This window comes from Trichocoleus desertorum ATA4-8-CV12, assembly GCA_019358975.1.
Lineage (GTDB): Bacteria > Cyanobacteriota > Cyanobacteriia > FACHB-46 > FACHB-46 > Trichocoleus > Trichocoleus desertorum_A.
The window spans coordinates 67,349-84,110 of sequence record JAHHIL010000001.1; the positions used below are offsets into that span (position 1 = coordinate 67,349).

General features: G+C 49.1%; 16 protein-coding genes. 6 read left to right on the forward strand and 10 right to left on the reverse strand.

From position 1 onward, the window contains the following. Positions 1-25: 25 nt before the first annotated feature. Positions 26-2,755 (forward strand): hypothetical protein, encoded by a 2,730-nt coding sequence (locus KME12_00335; protein ID MBW4486217.1) that lies wholly within the window; start codon positions 26-28, stop codon positions 2,753-2,755. An 11-nt stretch (positions 2,756-2,766) separates the two neighbouring features. On the opposite strand, the gene KME12_00340 is transcribed toward KME12_00335, so the two are convergent. After that, positions 2,767-3,654 (reverse strand): SDR family oxidoreductase, encoded by an 888-nt coding sequence (locus KME12_00340; GenBank protein MBW4486218.1) that lies wholly within the window; start codon positions 3,652-3,654, stop codon positions 2,767-2,769. A gap of 70 nt (positions 3,655-3,724) precedes the next feature. Beyond that, entirely contained in the window at positions 3,725-4,531 is an 807-nt protein-coding gene (gene xth, locus KME12_00345) for an exodeoxyribonuclease III (protein ID MBW4486219.1), read from the reverse strand. Between the two features lie 162 nt (positions 4,532-4,693). Between xth and KME12_00350 the strand changes: the two genes are divergently transcribed. Continuing rightward, positions 4,694-5,683: a class I SAM-dependent methyltransferase gene (locus tag KME12_00350; protein ID MBW4486220.1), complete on the forward strand. Its 990-nt coding sequence runs from the start codon at positions 4,694-4,696 to the stop codon at positions 5,681-5,683. Here the strand turns inward: KME12_00350 and KME12_00355 are convergent. Both KME12_00355 and cynS read right to left on the reverse strand, forming a co-directional pair. Continuing rightward, positions 5,645-6,646, reverse strand: a complete 1,002-nt coding sequence (locus tag KME12_00355) for a cation diffusion facilitator family transporter (protein ID MBW4486221.1) — start codon at positions 6,644-6,646, stop codon at positions 5,645-5,647. The genes KME12_00350 and KME12_00355 overlap by 39 nt on opposite strands. 104 nt (positions 6,647-6,750) lie before the next feature. Next, entirely contained in the window at positions 6,751-7,191 is a 441-nt protein-coding gene (gene cynS / locus KME12_00360; protein MBW4486222.1) for a cyanase, read from the reverse strand. A gap of 353 nt (positions 7,192-7,544) precedes the next feature. Between cynS and KME12_00365 the strand changes: the two genes are divergently transcribed. Beyond that, positions 7,545-7,946 (forward strand): hypothetical protein, encoded by a 402-nt coding sequence (locus tag KME12_00365; GenBank protein ID MBW4486223.1) that lies wholly within the window; start codon positions 7,545-7,547, stop codon positions 7,944-7,946. A gap of 13 nt (positions 7,947-7,959) precedes the next feature. Here the strand turns inward: KME12_00365 and nfi are convergent, their stop codons facing one another. Together nfi and KME12_00375 are read right to left on the reverse strand one after the other, a co-directional pair. After that, the gene (gene nfi, locus KME12_00370; GenBank protein ID MBW4486224.1) at positions 7,960-8,619 is read right to left on the reverse strand and encodes a deoxyribonuclease V; all 660 of its coding nucleotides are present in this window, start codon (positions 8,617-8,619) and stop codon (positions 7,960-7,962) included. A gap of 6 nt (positions 8,620-8,625) precedes the next feature. After that, positions 8,626-9,165, reverse strand: coding sequence for a pentapeptide repeat-containing protein (locus KME12_00375; GenBank protein ID MBW4486225.1), 540 nt, complete (start codon positions 9,163-9,165; stop codon positions 8,626-8,628). 425 nt (positions 9,166-9,590) lie between these two features. Here KME12_00375 and KME12_00380 point away from each other — a divergent pair, with 425 nt between their 5' ends. Then, positions 9,591-11,123, forward strand: a complete 1,533-nt coding sequence (locus KME12_00380; protein ID MBW4486226.1) for a SagB/ThcOx family dehydrogenase — start codon at positions 9,591-9,593, stop codon at positions 11,121-11,123. Between the two features lie 37 nt (positions 11,124-11,160). Here the strand turns inward: KME12_00380 and KME12_00385 are convergent, their stop codons facing one another. Beyond that, a complete protein-coding gene (locus tag KME12_00385; GenBank protein ID MBW4486227.1) occupies positions 11,161-11,859 on the reverse strand; it encodes a DUF4397 domain-containing protein in 699 nt (232 codons plus the stop codon). Between the two features lie 256 nt (positions 11,860-12,115). Between KME12_00385 and KME12_00390 the strand changes: the two genes are divergently transcribed. Together KME12_00390 and KME12_00395 are read left to right on the forward strand one after the other, a co-directional pair. After that, on the forward strand, positions 12,116-13,330 hold the full coding sequence (locus tag KME12_00390) for an acetamidase/formamidase family protein (protein MBW4486228.1): 1,215 nt from the start codon (positions 12,116-12,118) through the stop codon (positions 13,328-13,330). A 328-nt stretch (positions 13,331-13,658) separates the two neighbouring features. Next, complete coding sequence (locus KME12_00395; protein MBW4486229.1) at positions 13,659-13,847, forward strand: PAS domain-containing protein; 189 nt, start codon at positions 13,659-13,661, stop codon at positions 13,845-13,847. Here the strand turns inward: KME12_00395 and KME12_00400 are convergent. From KME12_00400 to KME12_00410, 3 genes are read right to left on the reverse strand one after another with little or no spacing between them, the layout of a single operon-like run. Further along, on the reverse strand, positions 13,788-15,227 hold the full coding sequence (locus tag KME12_00400) for a hypothetical protein (protein ID MBW4486230.1): 1,440 nt from the start codon (positions 15,225-15,227) through the stop codon (positions 13,788-13,790). The genes KME12_00395 and KME12_00400 overlap by 60 nt on opposite strands. 3 nt (positions 15,228-15,230) lie before the next feature. Next, the gene (locus tag KME12_00405) at positions 15,231-15,389 is read right to left on the reverse strand and encodes a hypothetical protein (protein MBW4486231.1); all 159 of its coding nucleotides are present in this window, start codon (positions 15,387-15,389) and stop codon (positions 15,231-15,233) included. Positions 15,390-15,395: 6 nt separating this feature from the next. Beyond that, positions 15,396-16,733 carry a ferric reductase-like transmembrane domain-containing protein gene (locus KME12_00410; GenBank protein ID MBW4486232.1) on the reverse strand — a complete coding sequence of 446 codons (1,338 nt, stop codon included), beginning with the start codon at positions 16,731-16,733 and terminating at the stop codon, positions 15,396-15,398. Between the last annotated feature and the right edge of the window lie 29 nt (positions 16,734-16,762).

A 16,762-nucleotide genomic window follows, 5' to 3' on the forward strand; every position in this document is an offset into this window, starting at 1 on the left:
TGATGATTAGTAGGGGAGATGATTCATGCCTGCGAAGTTATTCGATGCTAATTTTTACCGTGCCTTGAATCCTGATTTGGCTGGCCTCACAGATGAACAGGCATCCTCTCACTTTTTCACCTATGGCTTGAGTGAAGGCCGAATGTTCTCTCCCTTTGTCAACCTCCAGTTCTATCAAGCTCGTAATCCTGACTTGGCGGCAGCAGGGTTGACAACTAATCAGCAACTCTTTCAACACCTACAAGATTTTGGTGTAGCAGAAGGCCGAGTGTTTTCCTCTTTTGTAGACCTCAATTTCTACTTGGCAAACAACCCAGATGTAAGTCAAGCATTTGGGGGCGATCGCTTTCAAGCATTACAGCATCTTGCACTCTATGGCTTAGAGGAAAAGCGACAGTTTTCTCCCTTCTTTGACCCTAACTATTACCAAGCAAATAACCCAGACCTAGTAACAGCTGGGCTGAACCAAACTCAGCTGCTCCAGCACCTCCAGATGTATGGGCTGCAAGAAGGCCGAGTATTTTCTCCCACCTTGGATATCAACTACTATCAAGCCCTCAACCCCGATTTGGGAGCAGCGGGACTGGATAATCGAGGCGCTTATGAGCACTTCCAGCGCTATGGTTTAGCAGAAGGACGTATTTCCTCTCCTAGCTTTAATGTCCAAGTCTACTTAGCCAATAACCCCGACTTGGGCACCGCAGGCTTCAACTGCCAGCAAGCCTATGAACATTACTTACTGTTTGGCCAGGGAGAAGGCCGTCCAGGGAGTGATTATGCAGGCGACTCCTTAGCTAGCGCTCGGCTGGCTGGGTTGGGTACTACGCCAAATAGCATTACAGATTTTGTGGGCATCTCAGACACGGCAGATTGGTATCAGTTCACACTAGGCAGAGCAGGAGAATGGCAGCGATCGCTGAATGTACAGAGTGGTGCAGTGACGCTACAGATGGCTCAGGATAGCAATAGCAATGGTGCGATCGAACAAGGCGAAATCCTGCAAAGTTTCACCGCCACCCCTGCTATCACTCTTTCAGAGGATGGTGGCATCTTAGAAGCAGGCAGCTACTATGTGCAGATTGCGCCTGATAATGCTGAGACGAACACGAATTACGCATTGAGCCTTTCGCTCAACCCATCGCCTCTATTAGCTAACAATACTGGGCTGACTCTCACCTCTGGCTCCACCAAAATCATTGGCAACGATCAATTGCGCGTCGTTGATGCTGATACCGATGCAACTCAATTGATCTATACGCTCAAAGACGCACCTCTCAATGGCAGCTTCCAGTTAAATGGTTTGGTCTTGAATGCGAATCAAACCTTTACCCAAGATGACATCAATCAAGGTCGAGTCAGTTATCAGAGTGATAGTGGTAATGCGAGCAGCGATCGCTTCAACTTCAGCGTCACTGATGGTACCACTACTCTCAACAGCAGCTTTAACCTTAGTATCGGTAGAGATCCCTACCTTGTCAAAGATATTAACCCCGGATTGGGTCAGTGGCCCTACGGATTCCTCATTAACGCAGTAAATGTGAACGGGACACTATATTTTTCTGCTTCTAGCCCAGAGCAGGGACTCTGGAAAAGTGATGGCACTGAAGCAGGAACAACGCTAGTCAAGCAAAATGCGTACCCTTCTGCTAACGTGAATGGCTTACTCTACTTCTTCTCTAGTGGCCTCTGGAAGAGCGATGGCACTGAGGCTGGTAAAACTTTCATAAAAGCTGTTGGAGGTAATGCTTTTACTTCTGCACAGTTCAAAACTAACGTCGCTGTTATCGGTAATACATTTTACTTTCCAGCCCATGACACAATACATGGGCCAGAACTGTGGAAGAGCGATGGCACTCCTGAAGGTACGCTGGTGGTGACGGATATCAATCCAGGTAATTTTGGCAGTTTTGCTCCCGCTATATTCACGAATATAAATGACACGCTTTATTTCTCGGCATATTCATCAGGTAGTGGCGAGGCGTTATGGAAGAGTGATGGCACTGGCGAGGGTACTGTCTTGCTGAAGCAGGGTGTTTGGCCAGTTTCCAATCTCTCCTTTGCAAACGTGAATGGTACGCTCTACTTCATGGCTAATGATAGAGTGCATGGTACAGAACTTTGGAAGAGTGATGGCACACCCGAAGGGACCGTACTTGTGGATATTAACCCTGGTGCAATTGGTTCTTTGTCACCAGGGATTTTCAAGTTCCTCAATATCAACGATACGCTCTACTTCGAAGCTAATGATGGTGTGCATGGTAAAGAACTTTGGAGGAGTGATGGCACATCTGAAGGAACTTTCCTCGTAAAAGACATTAACCCAGGTGCAGCTAGTTCCAGCCCTAGCTATTTAACAGCTATCAACGATACGCTTTACTTCTCAAGCAATGATGGAGTGCATGGCACTGAGTTATGGCAAAGTAATGGCACATCCGAAGGAACTGTTCTTGTGAAGGATATTAACCCGGGTGTAGACAGTTCCAATCCTCAGAACTTAGTTAACTTTGATGGTTCACTTTACTTCGGGGCTGATGATTCTGTGTACGGAGCTGAGTTATGGAAGAGTGATGGCACCACGTTAGGAACAACTCTGGTTGAGGATATCAACCCAGGTGTGAACAGTTCGCAGCCATCTTCTTTCTCAGGCTACAATTTTGTGCAAAGCGACAATAAGCTATTCTTTGGAGCTGATGATGGGGTCCACGGAACTGAGCTTTGGGCAATTGAATCGAGCGTGGTAGCTGGGCAGGGATAGGGCCGCGATCGCTAAACACTCAAATAACGCCGCAGGAAGGTTTCGAGGGATTCCATTTTGATGTGGAAGGTAGATTCTAATCGCTCGATCTCCTTGGAAGTACAGAAAAATTCGTTAGCAAGGAGAGTGCGAAGAGTGCCCAAAGCCTTTTGGGTTCTGGCATTGACTAGCCCAACTGCGGTTCTCACGCCGTCGAATAGGAATAAGGGAGGATTAATCACAATGGGGTCGCGATCAAAGATGCGGCCAAAGATAGCAGGGATATCCGATCGCTTTAAGATTTCGGGTCCACCAACGGCAAAGATTTGATTGTGGGCAGCTTCATTGGAAACAGCATCAACGCTAATTCTGGCGAGGTCGTCGGTGCTGACGATGGAGGAACGGTTGTGAGGATCGCCAACTAAGAGATAGATACCAGTGTTGCTAAATTGCTCGGCTAGAGGGAGCAAGTTAGACGAAAAACCAGAAGGACGCAGGATGGTGTAGCTGAGGCCGCTGTTTTGTAGGTAGCGCTCTACGGCAAACTTGGCTTTGAAGGTGGGGGAGTCTTCGTAGCCGCGATCCACTCCTAGCACCGAAATAAAGACAAAGTGTTGCACTCCATTGGCTTTAGCCGCATCAATTAAGTCAATATTGGCGCGGTAGTCCAGCGTTTGAGCATCGCCATCACTAGAGCCAGTCGCACCGTGAGTGCTGATGACATATTGCACACCTTGGCAAGCTTTTTGGATATCGCGTTCTTGCCGCAAATCCCCGATAAAGATTTCCGCACCACGGTGTTCTAGTTCGGCATAGCGGGATGTCAGCCGCACAAACGCTCGTACCGCTTTTTCTTGCTCACACAGCGTGTGGACAATTTTGCGACCTAGCCCTCCGGTGGCTCCAGTGACTAAAAACATAGGGGTACTCAACTGGAAGGTGAACTATCTGATGCAGTTTAGCAAGTTCAGTTGAAGAGTTTGCAACTATCTAAAGTGCGACCTCCAGTTCGACAGTTACAGGTGCATGGTCGCTGGGTTTTTCTAGTTGGCGCGGGGCAATGTCGATGGTGCAAGCGATCGCCCGTTCGTACAAGACTGGAGTTAGGTAGTGATGGTCGATCCGCCAACCGCTGTTGCGTTGAAAAGAGCCAGAGCGGTAGTCCCACCAACTAAAGTGACCTCCATCCTGGGTAAATTTGCGAAACGCATCTGCAAAGCCCAGCTCCAGAACAGTTTGCAAGGCGGCACGCTCATGATCCGAGGCCATAATGTGTTTTTCACGGCCTTTGGGGTTATGGATGTCTCGATCTTCTAAGGCAATATTGAAGTCGCCACAGACTAAAATTTTAGGTGGGTTGCTGTCTTTGAGGCATAGAGCTTCGAGATACTCGCGCAGAACTTGGAGCCATCGCAATTTATAGACATACTTTTCGCTGCCCACTTCGGAGCCGTTGGGGACGTACAGGTTAACGATGCGAATGCCATCTAAAACCCCTGTAATCACTCGTTTTTGGACATCAAGTTCACCTACTAAGCTTTCGCCTAAAATTGGGGTGAATCCAGCGGTGACATCTTCTAAAGGAGTACGGCTGATTAGGGCGACGCCGTTGTAAGACTTTTGCCCAGAAATGTAGAGGTGGTAGCCTAACTCGGTGAAGGGCGATCGCGGGAAGTCAGCGTCTATGACTTTGGTTTCCTGCACACACAGCACGTTTACTGGGTTGGCTTGCAGCCAGTTTAGGACATGTTCTAGGCGGGTGCGAATGGAGTTGACGTTCCAGGTGGCAATCTTCATGCAGGCTTAACGAGCGATTCTTAATTCTAGGTGTTTCAGTCTTCCTTGGGGAGTATGCCATAGGCTAGATGCTCTGCCTAGATCTGCCTGAGGCAATGCCAGATCAAGCGGGAGCAGACATAATTATGGAGAAGCCGTCAAACTTGGATAGGAGGCGAGTGAATGGAAATCCAACGCAGGATGGCTGTGGTAGCCAAAGGAATGGGTTTAGGGACTGCGATCGCACTTTTGGCTAGTTGTACTCAGTCTCTCGTCTCCAACTCGTCCGTCTCGGCCTCCAACTCGGCAGTTGTGTCTGCTTCTGTTCCAGTGGCGGAGGCTCCTGCGGTTAATTCTCCGCCTCCTAATTCATCCCCTGGTGCCCCAGTGGTGGAGAAGGAAGTGCCTTATGTGGCGACGCCGAATGAAGTGGTGGCCGAAATGTTGAAGGTGGCGAGAGTTACAGGCCGAGATCAGCTCTACGACTTAGGCTCAGGTGACGGGCGCATTGTGCTGACCGCAGCTCAGAAGTACGGCACTCGTGGAGTTGGGGTAGAACTTGACCCGAAGCTAATTCAAGAGAGTAATGCCAACGCTCAAAAAGCAGGTTTGGGCGATCGCGTCCAGTTTTTGCAGCAAGATTTGTTTCAAACCAATCTCCGCGATGCCACCGTGGTCACTCTCTACTTGTTGCCTGCCGTTAACCTTAAATTGCAGCCTAAGCTCTTGAATGAACTTAAACCGGGGTCGCGCGTGGTTTCTCATGCCTTTGATATGGGCAACTGGAAACCCGATAAAACCTTAACGGTGAGAGTGCCTAAAACGGGCCGCATTCATGCAATTTACTACTGGGTGGTGCCAGAGAAGGTGGCGGGAAACTGGCAAGGGACATTAGCCACCCCCATTGGGCCGCAACCTGTCAACTTGTTACTGCGGCAGCAATTCCAGCAAGTGAGTGGCGCAGCGACGGCAGGCAGTGAAACGCTGGCAATCAACAATGCCAAGTTGACGGGTAAACAAATCAGCTTTAAGACGAGCAAAAATGTGAAAGGCCAGCCACTAACGATTCAGTTCGCCGGGGAGGTGAATGGCAATACCCTAAAAGGAATTGCTACGTTGCAAGGAGCGGGCTTCTTAGCTGGGAAGTACAATCTGGTCGCTCAGCGTCGGTGATAGTTGCGTCGTGATCGCCTGCTGACCAGGAGCTAGAGTCATTTGCACCATCACATCTTGTAGGCCAAATTCTTGCTGCATTTGGGTTTGGATTTGCTGCAACAAGCGATCGCGGGCTAACCCATCGCTTAAATTGACCTGTAATTGCACACACAGCACTTCTTGCCCCAGAGCCACCGTCCAAAGCTTCAGAGCCTCAATACTAACCACAGCTTTGTGCTGCATTAAAGCTGCTGCCAGGGCTGGGACATCAATCTGCTGAGGGGTGCGTTCTAGCAGAATATTCAAGCTCTGCTGAATCAGCGGAATGGCTCCAGTGGCAATGAACCCAGCCACGAGTAGGCTAATGGCTCCATCTGCCCAGAGCCAGTGCAGTTTGCCGACCGCGGTCGCTGCCAAGATTACGCCCACGGAGCTAATGGCATCGGCCACCATATGTAGAAAGGCTCCCCGCAGATTCAAGTCGTGGTGGGTGTCGCGATGCAAGAACCAGGCATTTAAGCTATTAACCCCTAAGCCCACCACAGCCGTGAGCAGCATGGGCAAGCTGAGAATTTCAGTCGGGGGAGATTGCAGTCGGGCGATCGCTTCCCAACCGACCCAGCAAGCGATCGCAACCAAGCTCAACCCATTGGCTAAAGCGGCCAAAATCTCCACCCGACGGTAGCCAAAAGGAGCTTGTTCAGAAGCAGGTAGACGGGCGATCCAGGTGGCTAACAGTGCTAAAGCGAGCGATAGCGTGTCGGAGAACAAATGTCCTGAATCAGCCAGCAGGGCCAAACTATGGCTGCGGTGACTCACGATTAACTCCGCTAGCGAAAAGCAACCTGTCAGAATGAGCGCTATCCACAATAAGCGCAACTTCTGAATTGGTGTGCTGCCTGGGTCTAGAGAGGCAGCGGAGATGGAGTGGTCACAGTGATCACTGTTGCAGGAGTGGGAGGAGTGATGATGGTGGAGCATTAATGGAGGAAACAGGGAGCCTTAGCGCGATCTACTCTAGAGTAGATGCAATTTCTCTGATGCAAGCTCCCCATATAATCACAATTTTCCCTAAAACTGCCGATTTACCACTTTTTGTAGGGCAAGAATTTTCCTGACATGGTCAGTTTGACGCGATCGCCCTTCGGGTCTGTTTCCTTTTCTACATCCAGCGTGAAGTCGATTGCACTCATAATGCCATCTCCGAATTTCTCCTGAATGACTTCCTTTAATGGCATGCCGTAGACCTGCATAATTTCGTAGAAGCGATAAATCAGCGGATCGGTTGGTACTACTGGCCCTAGACCTTTGAGGGGATATTCGGTCAACTCAGATGCTACGTCTGGCCCTAATCCTAAAGCCTCCACTAACTTACTGGCTTCATCCTCAGAAGCACTGGCTTGGCGATAAAACACTGCCGCAATCCAAACTTCATCTCGGCCTAGAATTTTTTCTAGATCTGTAAAACTCACCCCTTGGATTTGTTTCGCAGCTAGTAGCTTCTGAGTAATTGCTGGAATCGTCATGAAAAGTTCACTCAATATTCATCGATTCCAGTAGTAACTAAAACTACACTACGTAGTTGTAACTAAAGTTACGAGTACAGGTGACTTGGCTCTAGCCTGAACTCAGGAACATTTGTCGCCCAACTCAAGTCTGATGCTTCTAGTTGCAGAGAATAACTCTAAAGGGGGATGCTCTGTTATCTAAAGAATCAGTATTTTTCACTAACAGGTTGAGTGCCGTTGAGTGCCTTAGTATAGTGAGCGGCATTTTCGTCCCTGATGGTAATCTAGATAGTCGCTCTCGTCACTAAACTGCATCGAGTAGATGACTAACAAAGAGAGCTGGGATTGTAAGCACAGGGGGACAGTTGAACATGACTACCGGATCGAGGTCACTTCCACAATCCTTGTATCCTTCTAGATCAAGTGTTTCATCCACCCATAAGGCTGTACAGGTAAATTATTCCACGCCTAGCAGTGGTTCTAGTCAGTCTGCTTTGGCCGCTCAGCGGAGTGAAGTTGACAAAAATAAAACTCACTTTATTGCCACCTATCGTGACTGGCCGATTTGGCTAGTACATGTGCGGATCAAACGACAAACTGGTTTTGGCAAAAAATGTCCAGTCTTACAGTGGCAGCATCCCGCCGATCAAGGACAGGCACGTCTACGTTATACCTATCAAATTCGGCCTCGGGAAAGTTTGAATCAAGCCTTAGAGATTGTGCGGATTATGATTGACCAAACCCTGGCGATCGCCCAACAACACGAAACTTAGATCACCACTTAGATCACCCGGATGCCAATTTGTGAGCCTGACGGGTGGTTTCTGGGAGCCGATATTTTGGCGTACAGCGCATCACATAATCGATCGCGCTCGGCAGACTAATCCGGTGCCCTAGGGAAATGTAGAGGGGTTTGGTGTTAATACGGGTTCGTAACACGGCTCCAATGGTTTCACCTCGATGCTGTAGCGGTTGCCAAGCGCCTCGCTCATTGGGCACCTCATCATGTTTTCCCACTAGTAAAGACTTGCCGACACCAATGGCAGGTAAATCCACCAGTAGCCCTAAGTGGGCCGCAATGCCCATCCGTCGCGGATGCGCGATCCCATGACCATCACAGAGGAGCAGATCGAGGGGAGTCGTGATTTGCGCTAAAGCATCCAGGACAGCGGGAATTTCTCGGAACGACAAAAAGCCTGGAATATAAGGAAAGGTGGTGGGGCGACGGGCGATCGCTTGCTCTACCAGTTGCAATTCGGGAAAACTCAACACGGCGATCGCAGCCCGGGTAATCGTCCCCTCGGCCTCAAATCCCACATCGACTCCAGCTACGCGCTGCACAGTTCCTAGTTGGTCTGTCATGATGATCTCACCGCGCAACTGCTGTTGAATCACAGTGGCCTGTTCAGCGGTGGCGGGCCAATCATGTCGTGGTTGAATTTTCATAGAGCTTCATTGAGAAGGACTGTCTCGGTGACCATCAGGAAAAATGGTGGTGCGATCGATATAAGCTTGTTCTAGATTGGCTTGTTGAGCCCGGTACAAATTACAGCCTGTGAGCTGAGCCGCTTGGAGTTTAGTTTTTTCTAAGTTGGTGCGGCTGAGGTCTGCTGAAGACAAGTTTGCTTTGGTGAGGTCAGCGTTATATAGATCTGCCCCGGATAGATCTGCGCCTGCTAAATTTGCGCCTTGTAAGTTGGCATGTCGCAAGTTGGCCCGCGATAGATTTGCCTTTTGTAAGTCTGCTCCCGCCAAATCTGCTTGGTAGAGCTGAATATTGCTCATCTCCGCTGCTTGCAACTGCGTAGACTGGAGATTGGCGTGGGTGAGATTAGCATACGGTAGGTAAGCTGCGGCTAAGTTGCTGCCTTGTAAATTGATGTTTGACAAATCTGCTTCAAACAGAGAAACTTCCTCAGCATCAATTTCGCTAAAATTCCGTTGCCCTTCTGCGTAGGAAGATAATATTTCTTTGGCGCTGACCCTCTGCATGATAACCGTTCCCGACAGTATCCCTGACATCAAACCCCTGATGGGGGCGATGCTGGATACACCTTGAGCATTTATACTTAACCTATGTAAAAATGTAAAATAATGTGACAAGAAATACGATTACTTAACGCTTTTTTAAGGATTTATTAAGATGCGATCGCATCTTATAAACCTGCTGGATTGAGCTTGGAGAGCTAGTTTCCATTTATTGCTCAACTGTTGCAGATTAAAACTTTAGCAACATCTGTCGCCTTGGGGATACTCTCTCGGTATTTCTAAAAATGATGACCTGTAAAGACGACTTGTAAAAAGTTTTAGGGATACTGGGGGAGAGTTTTTAGTCAAGTTTTAGTCAAGAAGACATTTTCCCAAGCAGGGGTGGCAAGATCCAAATAGGGACGTAACTGCACTGCCCAGAAACTGTTATGCCAGAACTTCGAGTCTCGATCGCTCAGCACTACCATGAGCGCACCAAATACGATCCACAAACCCTTGCCAGCAAAAGCCATTATCTGGATTGGGAGAACCAGCCTGTTCCGTTTAAGGAATACCAGATCGGCACGTCCATAGATCTCAAGCCTTTTCTAAGCGATCAACGAGATGCTTTGGCTGAAGACTCAGAAACCCTTTGGTGGCAACGGTTATCGCGCCTGCTATTTTGCAGCTATGGGTTGACAGGCATGATTCCCACGGCTGGCAGCCCAGTGTACTTACGCGCTGCACCTTCCGCAGGCGGATTGTATCCTGCAGAAATTTATTTAGTCTCGCGAGGGACACCGTTTTTGCCTGCTGGGTTGTATAACTATCAGTCCAAAACTCATTCGCTCCTGCATTTCTGGGACAGTGATATTTGGCAAAAATTGCAATCAGCTTGCTTTTGGCATCCCACTTTAGATCACACGCAGATGGCGGTAGTGACTACTGCGGTGTTCTTCCGCTCGGCGTGGCGTTATCAAGACCGAGCCTACCGTCGCATTTTTTTGGATACGGGGCATCTGTTGGGCAATATGGAGCTGGCCTGCGCCCTCAATGATTACCGTCCACATTTGATTGGCGGATTTGCCGATGCAGCGATCGATCAGTTGCTCTACCTCGATCCGGAGCAAGAAGGAGCGCTCGCGGTGATTCCGTTAGCCGATCTGCTGGAAGTAACGCAAAACTTGCCCCTCGCGGTGACAGCCTTGGCTTCAGCCACCCAAACTGAGTATCCCAGCATTCCTGACGGAGAATTGCTGAGCTATTTCCACCAAGCGACCCAGATTCAGCCAAGCGCGGTTTTCAAAAAGGCGCAATCTCAGAAGAGCTTAGAGAAAGCTCAGCCGGATAAATACAATTTTCCGTTTTGCTTGAAAGTTTCCACGCTATCCCCACCGATTGTTTGGGGAGAAAACTTGGGAGCTATGCAAGAAACTATGCTTCGTCGTCGTTCTACCCGTGCCTACAGCGGAGAATCGATTACCTTAGCCGAGCTGAAAGCGTTACTAGACTTTACTTACCAACCTCAACACTATATTGAGCAGCAGTTGGATGGGCACCCAGACTATTTTGCCTTGAGCTTGATTCAAACCTTTATTGCGGTTTCTGGTGTGATTGGTTTAGAGGAAGGCTGCTACTACTACGCCCCCCAGACTCAGGAGTTACGGCAAATCCGCTTCAAAAACTTCCGGCGAGAATTACATTACCTATGCTTGGGGCAAGATTTAGGTCGTGATGCCGCAGCAGTGGTATTTCATACAGCAGACCTAAAAAGTGCGGTGGCCCAATATGGCGATCGCGTCTACCGTTATCTGCACATGGATGCGGGACACTTGGGACAAAAGCTCAACCTCGCGGCCATTCATCTCGGTTTGGGGGTCAGCGGTATTGGTGGCTTTTTTGATGACCAGGTAAATGAAGTGCTAGGCATCCCGGTGGATGAAGCGGCTCTCTATATCACTACTCTAGGTCGCCCAGCCTAGCTGTTGCCCAGTCCAGTGGGTTAACCAGTCCAGTGGGTTAATCTGAGTGACCACAGGCATCTTCGTACTGGTAAGTTTCAATCCGGACAGCACAGCGATCGTACTGCCAACGAGTCAATCTGAGTGAGCTGGCTTCAGGGCTAATCACGACCACAGAAGCATAATCAGGCCCAACCCCAAAGGTTTTGGTCACCGAGTGACTCAGATTAGATTTAGCAGTGGTTTGCACCGTCACTAAACCAACTTTCGAGGGGCTATTAATAGCGATCGCCACATCTTTTTGCTCACCCGATTGCAGCTCTAATCCTTTTAACTGAGCTTGATTGATAGTCACTTGGACAGGCTCAGGCATGAGATTCACAAGTCTCACTGTAGGTTCAGGACGACTCAGCTTGTCATTCAGCACTAGCCCTTGAAGTACCTGACCCTTTTGAAATAGAGCTACGGTGTAAAACTGCTCAGCTTCTAAATTAAAGCTCTGCGCTAGTGGAGCAGCAGGGGAATTGAGGGAGAGGGCGTACTTTCCCGCAGGAAGGCGTTGGGATGGAATGATTTGCTCTGGAGAATAAGAAGCATGGAGCGGTTGCTGGTTTAAGTGCAGCGTCTTCACGGTTGGTTTAGCATCCAGTAGCCAGTAGTTTACGTAAGCCAAGTTCTCAGCTTGGGAGGGCATCGCTAGTCCAACCCCAGTCGCGAGGACTGATAGCAGCATCCAGCCTTGATGATGAAGTGGCATTGCTGATTCTCCTAACCCTAATGCTAAAGAACTGCTAGTGAACGACTCGCTAAAAAATCAAAGCAATTTCGTGCCAGTCTCTATGCGCTTTACCCTCAACGGCTAGAACTAGCAACGCAGTAATTTTTGCTAAAAATTGCCTGATTCAAGGACAATTTCGCTGATTTTTCGGCAAGAGAATGTAGTTAAGCTTACAAATAATACGGATGGGTGAAGCTATTGTACGGCTGAAGTCGTCAAGTGAGGCGTGAGCGGGATGGTGAGGCAAAACCACACCTGGTTATTGGCTGGATTGATTCTAGGCATTTGGGGTTTCCACTCTCCCGCTGGGGCAAAAGAATATCTGCTTAAATCCACCCCAGAAACTGTGATTTGGGGACGTCTGTATGGCAAGACAGCTAAGCCTGCTCTACGCATTCGATCCGGAGACACTGTAACCATTGAAACCGTCTCTCATGAGGGCATTTTAGAAGACCAGTCACGGGATGGCACTGCTGCTGGAGCCATTGAGTTTTTGACTCAGAAGGGAGTGCCCGAAAAAGAGATCCTGCAAGACCAACTGACTATCCGAGCGAACGTCCCTCATGATGGCAAAGGACCTCACGTTGTCACAGGCCCTATCTACGTCGAAGGAGCTATGCCCGGAGATGTCTTGCAGATTGAAACTCTCAAGATTGAGCATCGTGCCTCCTATGGGTTTATTAGTAGCCGTAAGGGTAAAGGTACATTGCCCGGAGAATATCCTGTGGGAGATAAGGTTGCTGATAGCAAATACATCAAAATCGTGACTGATCCTCAAGCTGTTCAGGCGATTCTGAGAACTCGTCAAGGACAGACTACTTCTCCTCTCCAGTACGCCAACTTCAAGCGAGAGGGAATTACTGGATTAGGAATTCTACAACCTGACAGGCCCGGTTCTCCCTCCTATGAGATTCCCTTAAAACCATTCATGGGGCTAATTGGCGTCGCTCCTGAAAACGATGCTGAAACTGAAAACTCGGTTCCTCCAGGCCGCTATGGGGGCAATATTGACCTGAATTTAATTACGGCGGGAACTACGCTATATCTCCCTGTGCAAGTGCCTGGTGCTCTCATGTATACGGGTGATCCTCATTGTGCTCAAGGAGATGGAGAGGTTGCTTTAACCGCAATCGAGTGTTCTCTAAAGCCAACATTTCGGATTACTCTACGCAAAGATCTCGCTGCTAGGAAAACATTTACCGCACCTTTCCTAGAAACTCCGATCGCCTTTGTTCCGATTGGGTTGAATCAAGATTTGGATGAAGCGATGAAGGATGCAGTGCGTAAAAGCCTCACTTTTATCACAGAAGTTACACCCCTCAACGGACAAGAAGCTCTACAACTGAGCAGTGCCGCAGTAGATTTTGAGGTCACTCAAGTTGTGGATATCGTCAAGGGAATTCATGGAGTGATCATGAAAGATCTAATTAAGGTGAATCGCATCAAGTAATTCACAGCCTTACCCTATATTCAGGTGCCGAGACAACGGCAATTCAATCTGTTTGAAAGATTCAAAACCACTGAAGTTGGATCTTTCAAGCAGATTCCTTTTATTTTGACTAGCGCTTAAGAACTGTTCTAGAACCCAGCTTACTCCGCAAGATCAGGCGATCGCTAGATGTATAAAGTACCTGAACGCACTAATTTTATAATAGGAAGTTTGCCTGGAACGGAGAACGAATTTGGATCTTGAAACAGTCCTAGAGTCTACGTCCGATGCAATTACGGTACTAGACAGAGATTGGAACTATATATCTGTCTAGTACAGTGCGGAGCTATTGCTGCGACGTAAGCAAGCCGAGTTGCTAGGGCGTTCTGTGTGGGAGGTGTTTCCTGAATTACTCAACACGCCAGCGGAAGCGCAACTACGACAAGCAGCGGCAGGGGGCATTGTTGTCAAATTTGAGCTATTTCTGCCCGGACTCTATGCGTGGCACGAAGTTTGGGCGGTGCCTAGCTCGTTGTAGCTGCTCAGCTTCCTCAATGGCTCTGGCCATGCCACCTTGAGCAATCCGTTCGACATAGTTAATTTTGATTTCTTCTAGCAAATCAACAAGTAAAGCTTGAATTGCTTGCAGGTTATAAGTTTTTTGTAATTCCTGCTCTAAAACATTGCGAAAGTTTTGAGTTAAACGAGCTGTAATTTCTGCGCCGACAGGATCTGCCAACATCCCGGTTAAGCTGTTGTAGACCGATTGAGACAATGTTTTTGCTAGATTTTCGGCAATTTGAGCTGGCAACCCATTTAAACCGGGCAGCATTTGTAGCTGTTGGTAGAGGGGAGCTTGGCTGAGGGTGCTAGTAATGCCATGTCGAAGCAGCTCTTCTACGTTGGGCTGGACTTGTGGCAATACATCATAGACGCTGACCTGGATCAGGCGGGTCGCGATCGCTGTTACCTCATCCTGATGATTGACCTGCACATAGGGATGACGGCTTTCTGGATGCAATAACCAACGGGCCAAATCTCCCTGCTGAATGGTGTCTTGGACTTGATCAATCACCTGAATCCCTACCATTTCGGTTAGCTCTTGAGCAAAACTAACGGCAAAATCATGATTGAGTTGGGCGCGTAGTGGCTCCAGATTAAACAGCCTAGATTCGTAGAGCCGAATGGTCACAGGAACGACACGCAACCAGCGCCAGAAGGGTAGCAGCAGAAGCAAGTCATACCAACGCCGCAGGATGGCCTCTAGCCAAGTGAGGTCCGGACGGCGACGACTTGTGCGATAAGTCCGAACTAGAAAATCGATCGCAAAGAGCGCGATAAACGGTAAGTCCAAAAGCCAGAAGCGATCGACGAGTAAGCCGTAGCGATCGCTGTCTCGATAGTAGTTCGCCGCAATCAACGGACGAAGATTGGTGTTAAAAAAATCTGCTTCTGTCTGCCAGCTAGCCTGAGACAGGTAAGGAGCGCTCCAAAAGGTAGCAAACCCATCTCTCGCCATTTGTTCGCCTGTGCGATCGCGGACTTCTTGTTTAATCTTGGCTAATACATAAGGTTTGTTGGCCTCCTCAAACGGATTATCTTGGCTCATCTGTTGACTGAGTTGGCGCAGTTCTGCCAAGAAGGCTTCTGTTTCTAGAGACTGTAACCCTGTCTCGGAAATCTGCTGATTCAGGCGATCGACCTGATTGAGATAATGTTGCGTTTCGGGATGGGGTTGAATGGCTTTGACTGGGTCATAGGCTTGAGTCAAGCTCGGGAGAACTTGCAGGTAAGCGTCTCGCCAGTGTAGGTAGCTCAGGTCAAACATGACCAGTACTAAATTCAACAGGGCAATCAGCGCCAAGAGACGTTGCCACCAATGGGGACGGCGAGCCAAGGAAGGGTGAGATGGAGCCATGAATCAGCGATGAAGATAGGAGCCGAGATGGAGTGAGATATCATCTCTAGTAGTTTGCTGCGGTGTCACCGAACGATTTTGAATCCAGGCAAACAGCGCCGCAGCGGCCACTAGAATGGTACCAATACCAACGACCAGTTGGAGCATGATGCTGTAACGCATAGCAGTTTAAACCAGGTTGAAGTGTTCCATGTGAATGTTGGTGATCGGAACTCCTAAATCGTGCAGAGCCACTTCAACTTGATCCATCATCTTAGGCACCGCACAGATGAAATATTGCCGACTCCCCCGATTAGTTGGGATATAGCGTTCTAGGAGATCGGCATCGACATAACCTGTTTCGCCTGTCCACTCTTCTGGGGCTTTGCGGAGAACATGCACAACCGTCAAGTCAAGTTTGGCTTTCAAGTCTTCTAGGGTTTCTCGATAGGTCACCTCTTCCCAAGAGCGACTGGCATAAATCAGCAAAAATGGACGCTCATCTTGGCGCTCAGCGGCTGTCAGCAACATACTGAGCATGGGGGTAATACCAATGCCCCCTGCAATCAGCACAAACCCGGCGGCATCCCAGTAGCGATCGCTGGTAAACGCACCATAGGGGCCATCGAGAAAGGCCACGGTTCCAGGTTCTACGGTTTTGATGGTGTTGGTAAAGTCCCCCACGGCTTTAATGCCAAAACTAATCTGCTCTGGCTGATCACCATTAGAAGACATAGAGAAAGGATGCTCTCTCATCCGAAACGGAGAAATGCCGAGCGTTAACCAAGCAAACTGTCCTGGTTGAAAGCGAATGCCCTCATGCACTCTGGGTCGCAAAACCAAAGTCCAGACATTGCCATGTTCGGGAACGACTGCTTCAACTAAATACGGTTTTTTGGACATGAACCAAGGCTTCACGACCCGGACATACAAGAGTAGCCACAGTGCTGCCACGGCGATCGCTGTCCAAAGTACGCTTTTCCAAAACAGCCCCAAATAGTTGCCCACCCCTAAAGCATGGGCCAGCCCCAACCCCACTGCTAGCACCGCCAGTACCCCGTGCCACAGCCGCCAGGGTTCGTAAGGAATGCGGAGTTGCTGCCGCCAAACAGTGGTGACAATCAGCGCCACCAAGGCCAGGGTACTCGCTACCGCTGCTCTTGCTCTCCAAGGAGCCTGGAAAAAATTCAGCAGTTGCAGCGTTTCGGGCTGAGTCACAAACAAAATCACGGGATGAATCAGGATGAAGATGAACGCCACGATCGAGGTGTAGCGATGAAATTGCAGAATGATGTCAATGCCGTAGGAAGCTTCAATGCGATTAATGCGGGCAGTCAAGGCGAATTGTAGCGCCATCATCGCCAGCCCAATAAACCCTAGGGCCACGGAAAACTCAATCCAAAACCCCCGATCTGCGGGAGCGGGATGCAACAGCAGAATGAATAAGGGAGATAGGGTAATTAACAGGTAAACGCCGATCCAAAAGGCAGCGATCGCAATCGGGCTCCGCATTAGTAGGCTGCGCATAGACTTACCCAGGGATGGTTTGAAGCTCG

What these genes read in the sequence shown, in the direction of transcription:
- KME12_00400 (MBW4486230.1), bottom strand. Translation starts at nt 15,227, where the DNA reads ATGGCTCCATCTCACCCTTCCTTGGCTCGCCGTCCCCATTGGTGGCAA.
- KME12_00350 (MBW4486220.1), top strand. Translation starts at nt 4,694, where the DNA reads ATGGAAATCCAACGCAGGATGGCTGTGGTAGCCAAAGGAATGGGTTTA.
- KME12_00365 (MBW4486223.1), top strand. Translation starts at nt 7,545, where the DNA reads ATGACTACCGGATCGAGGTCACTTCCACAATCCTTGTATCCTTCTAGA.
- KME12_00380 (MBW4486226.1), top strand. Translation starts at nt 9,591, where the DNA reads ATGCCAGAACTTCGAGTCTCGATCGCTCAGCACTACCATGAGCGCACC.
- KME12_00390 (MBW4486228.1), top strand. Translation starts at nt 12,116, where the DNA reads ATGGTGAGGCAAAACCACACCTGGTTATTGGCTGGATTGATTCTAGGC.
- KME12_00355 (MBW4486221.1), bottom strand. Translation starts at nt 6,646, where the DNA reads ATGCTCCACCATCATCACTCCTCCCACTCCTGCAACAGTGATCACTGT.
- xth (MBW4486219.1), bottom strand. Translation starts at nt 4,531, where the DNA reads ATGAAGATTGCCACCTGGAACGTCAACTCCATTCGCACCCGCCTAGAA.
- KME12_00385 (MBW4486227.1), bottom strand. Translation starts at nt 11,859, where the DNA reads ATGCCACTTCATCATCAAGGCTGGATGCTGCTATCAGTCCTCGCGACT.
- cynS (MBW4486222.1), bottom strand. Translation starts at nt 7,191, where the DNA reads ATGACGATTCCAGCAATTACTCAGAAGCTACTAGCTGCGAAACAAATC.
- KME12_00335 (MBW4486217.1), top strand. Translation starts at nt 26, where the DNA reads ATGCCTGCGAAGTTATTCGATGCTAATTTTTACCGTGCCTTGAATCCT.
- KME12_00410 (MBW4486232.1), bottom strand. Translation starts at nt 16,733, where the DNA reads ATGCGCAGCCTACTAATGCGGAGCCCGATTGCGATCGCTGCCTTTTGG.
- KME12_00340 (MBW4486218.1), bottom strand. Translation starts at nt 3,654, where the DNA reads ATGTTTTTAGTCACTGGAGCCACCGGAGGGCTAGGTCGCAAAATTGTC.
- KME12_00375 (MBW4486225.1), bottom strand. Translation starts at nt 9,165, where the DNA reads ATGCAGAGGGTCAGCGCCAAAGAAATATTATCTTCCTACGCAGAAGGG.
- KME12_00405 (MBW4486231.1), bottom strand. Translation starts at nt 15,389, where the DNA reads ATGCGTTACAGCATCATGCTCCAACTGGTCGTTGGTATTGGTACCATT.
- nfi (MBW4486224.1), bottom strand. Translation starts at nt 8,619, where the DNA reads ATGAAAATTCAACCACGACATGATTGGCCCGCCACCGCTGAACAGGCC.